The sequence below is a fragment of the Wolbachia endosymbiont of Cylisticus convexus genome, assembly GCF_003344345.1.
This window is the reverse complement of the sequence record NZ_QPIP01000172.1, coordinates 1-3,694: the sequence shown is the minus strand read 5'-3', so window position 1 is coordinate 3,694 and position 3,694 is coordinate 1. Positions and strand designations below refer to the sequence as shown.

Below are 3,694 nucleotides of genomic sequence, written 5' to 3'. Positions count from 1 at the left end.
GTGTGACGTGAAAGTCGTCTATTAAACTGTTTAGCACTGACTAAACCGAGTGTTTTGCCACTCGTACCCTACTAAACTGTATAAGTACAGTAATGTCTTATGCAAAGCGTTTAGGACAATGAACCCGCCCGAAAAGGAGAAGTTCGGTCTGTGAAGAAGGAACGATGCTATAAGTGTCAAGTTGGCACGGGGGCTAGGGTGAACGGTATGGATAACAGAAGTGAATGATCGTAAGCATCGTTAAATCGAACAAGCCAAAGACACTGACAGGCTTGGACCAAAAGGTATGTGGTAGGTTATCAGCGTGAACGCATCTGATACGCAAACATAAACACCACCGGTGTATAGATCAATCCTAACCCGCTCGTTGTTTGATAGGTGGAACACGGAAACCCCATATATCTCTGGGTAATTTCTTTACTCAGTAAGGTTGATCATGAGAAAGACTGATGGATATGTGGGATTGGGAGTGTGGAAAAAGTGAATGCTCATCTGTAATGGATGAGATACAGGTTTAAACGTTATCTGGCTCGAAAGAGAACTGACGTCCACTACGGTCATCTTGAACAAGATTGTTTGTAAAACCTTTTAAGTGAGGAAAGCAGATGGTTACAGGTAAAATTGTAAGTGCACCTTTCGGTACAGCAGAACACTGGAATCAAATTAACTGGTTTCAGTGTAAAAAAAATACCAGAAGGCTACAAGCTCGTATTGTTCAGGCAACAAAAGCTAGGAGATGGAATAAAGTGAAAACTTTACAACGCCTCCTCACACGTAGTTTTAGTGCTAAAGCGTTGGCAGTAAAACGCGTAACTTCAAATAAAGGAAAATGTACAGCTGGTGTTGACAACCAGTTGTGGCAGAGCCCTTCAGCAAAATCTCAAGGAATTGCAAACCTGAGGCAACGAGGATATCGCTCTCAACCTTTGAGACGAGTCTATATCCCCAAACCTACAGGCAGCAAGCGACCTCTTAGTATTCCCACTATGAAAGATCGAGCGATGCAGGCCTTATATCTTATGGGACTTGATCCTGTTGCAGAAACAATAGGAGATAGACACTCATACGGATTTAGGAAACATCGCTCAGCTGCTGATGCGATAAGCCAGATCCACAAAACTTTGGCGGGACGCGACAGATCGCAATGGATCCTAGAGGCGGATATTAAGAAGTGTTTTGATGAAATAGACCATTGCTGGTTAGAAAGCTCAATTCCAATAGAAAAGAATATTCTCAGCAAATGGTTAAAATCTGGGTTCATAGAAAAACAAATGTTCCGCTTCACAATAGCAGGGACTCCACAAGGAGGAATTATCTCCCCTGTACTTGCTAACTTGACCCTTGATGGTTTCGAAAATGTTATCAGTAAACATTTCGGGAAGAAGGGAACAAGAAAACGCAAGAAATATGGTGTGCACGTGATTCGCTACGCGGATGACTTCATAGTAACACTGGAAAATCAAAAGAAATTCTTGAGACTAAAGTTAAAAGGCTAGTAGAGGATTTCCTCAGCGACAGAGGGTTAACTCTATCCACAGGAAAAACCAAGATCACACACGTAGAACAGGGATTTGATTTTCTAGGTCAGACAGTACGTAAGTACGAAAGGAAGATAATCATCAAACCTTCAGCAGAAAGTACAAACCGACTTCTGAAGCGCATCCGGTGCTTGATTCGTAAGAACTGCGCAGCAACCCAAGAAAAAGTAATAGAACTGCTCACACCTCAAATTCGAGGGTGGGTCTATTACCACAGGGGAATATGCGCAAGAAAAGCTTATGAGAAAGTGGATTCTGAGATTTTTAAAGCCTTATGGCAATGGTCAAAACGCAGACACCCTAATAAAGGCTTACGCTGGATTAAGGAGAAATACTTTAAAACAAAAGAAGCCAGAAGATGGTGCTTTGCAGCGCTGACTAAGAATAAAGGTACAGTTGAGTGGAAGGAACTCTTTCAAGCAACAAGCGTACCAATTCGTCGCCACAAGAAAATTCAAGCTGAGGCAAATCCCTACGATAAAGAATGGTATGCCTACTTTGAAAAACGTAGATCAAATAATCCTTCTCTTTATGAGGATGATAAGATATGATTAATGTTAATCCTAGTAAGGAATTTGAAATGCCAGAATATTTGAAGGAAGCTGTTGCCGGTTCTCGAGAAAAGGACTTAAGATGGCTCGAGCCGTATGAAGGGAAACTTTCAAGTACGGTTCCTAGAGGAGAGTTTAGTGGAAAATATCTCAGTCCACTAAACTCTTACTCGTTCAAAAGAATATTTGGCACTGAAAAGAATAAAGATATCCTCATTCATTTCTTGAACGATATTTTAGGCTTTACTGGCTTAGCCGCTATTCACGATGTTGAATTCTTAGCTACCATTCTAGACCCTGAAATTGCCGCTAAAAAGCAGAGTATTGTCGATGTTCTTTGTAAAGACTCTCAAGGTTCCAGATACATCATAGAGATGCAGTTCACTAAGACCAAAGGCTTCGAAAAGCGTGCTCAGTATTATGCTGCTAAAGCCTACTCAAGTCAAGCTGATCAAGGTGATGAGTATCATAATCTCAAGGAAATTATCTTTATTGCTGTTGCTGATTGCATTATTTTTCCAGATAAGGCTGAGTACAAATCAAATCATGTCATCTTGGATAAAAATAGCTTTGAACATGACTTGAAGGATTTTTACTTCGTATTTATAGAGCTACCAAAGTTTAACAAAACAAAAGAAGATCAATTAGAAAATATAGTAGAAAAATGGTGTTATTTTTTTCGATATGCAGGAGAAACAAGGGAAGAGGATCTAGATAAGATAGTTGGTAGTGACGTAATAATAAAACGAGCTTATGAAGAGATGAATAAGTTTAACTGGTCAGAAGAAGAATTACTAGCATATGAGCAAAGGAAAAAACGTATAATGGATGAGATTGCTGCTTTTGCTGAAAAATTTGATGAGGGGCTTAGATTAGGTCAAGAAAAAGGTAGACTAGAAGGTAGACAAGAAGGCATCCAAATCGGCCATGAAAAGGGCAGAAAAGCAGAGAAAACCGAAGTTGCAAAAAATCTACTTAAGGCTGGTATCTCCATTGACATCATATCGCAAACCACAGATCTTTCTCCTGATGAGATCAAACAGTTACAGGCAGAAAAGACCTCATAGTTCCCTCAATTCATAGCTCTAACACATTGCTTATTCCTTTAACCACTGATGTTCCATTTAAGAAAGTGTCGGGCTTCTTAGATAACTCTACTTTTTTTGAAATTTGCCGATCTAAGATCTTAGAAGGCTTTTCTACTTTCTGTTGTAGCAGTGCAGTTTCTTTCTCCTCTTCTAAATTGCTTCTTAGAAGTTTATCAGTTTGTTTTAATTCTGGACATGCTTCTTTTGCAAATGAATATAGAGTTTTTGATATTTCAGAAAATTTTTCACTTACTATTTGCCCAACTATAGCTGATTGTACTGCCACAGGATCAAAGTTTAGATTTGTTAGTGATATACCTGATTTAGTGGCTGTTTCATTCAATAATCGCTCAAATCCCGTAATATTCAATGCATAACTCTGTGCTTCTAGTGGAGATATAGACTGACCTACTGTAGAAATGTACTTTTGACCTGTAATCTTTCTTATGAATACATCTAGCAGAAGAAGCGTACCATTTATATCAGCACCTTGAGTTGTAATAGCCTTATCCATACC

General features: G+C 39.3%; 4 protein-coding genes. 3 read left to right on the top strand and 1 reads right to left on the bottom strand.

The genetic code is table 11. The annotated features are described in order from the left end of the window. The first annotated feature begins 605 nt into the window (after positions 1–605). The 3 genes from Wcon_RS09865 to Wcon_RS09855 are packed head-to-tail and all read left to right on the top strand — an operon-like array spanning position 606 to position 3,156. Positions 606–1,496 carry a reverse transcriptase domain-containing protein gene (locus Wcon_RS09865; protein ID WP_114517629.1) on the top strand — a complete coding sequence of 297 codons (891 nt, stop codon included), beginning with the start codon at positions 606–608 and terminating at the stop codon, positions 1,494–1,496. Then, the gene (locus tag Wcon_RS09860; protein WP_114517628.1) at positions 1,469–2,089 is read left to right on the top strand and encodes a group II intron maturase-specific domain-containing protein; all 621 of its coding nucleotides are present in this window, start codon (positions 1,469–1,471) and stop codon (positions 2,087–2,089) included. The genes Wcon_RS09865 and Wcon_RS09860 overlap by 28 nt, the downstream gene beginning before the upstream one ends. Then, positions 2,086–3,156, top strand: a complete 1,071-nt coding sequence (locus tag Wcon_RS09855) for an Rpn family recombination-promoting nuclease/putative transposase (protein ID WP_237350146.1) — start codon at positions 2,086–2,088, stop codon at positions 3,154–3,156. The genes Wcon_RS09860 and Wcon_RS09855 overlap by 4 nt, the downstream gene beginning before the upstream one ends. A 10-nt stretch (positions 3,157–3,166) precedes the next feature. Here Wcon_RS09855 and Wcon_RS09850 read toward each other — a convergent pair. Continuing rightward, positions 3,167–3,694: latrotoxin-related protein (locus Wcon_RS09850; RefSeq protein ID WP_179947518.1), on the bottom strand; the 528-nt coding region annotated here is incomplete at its 5' end.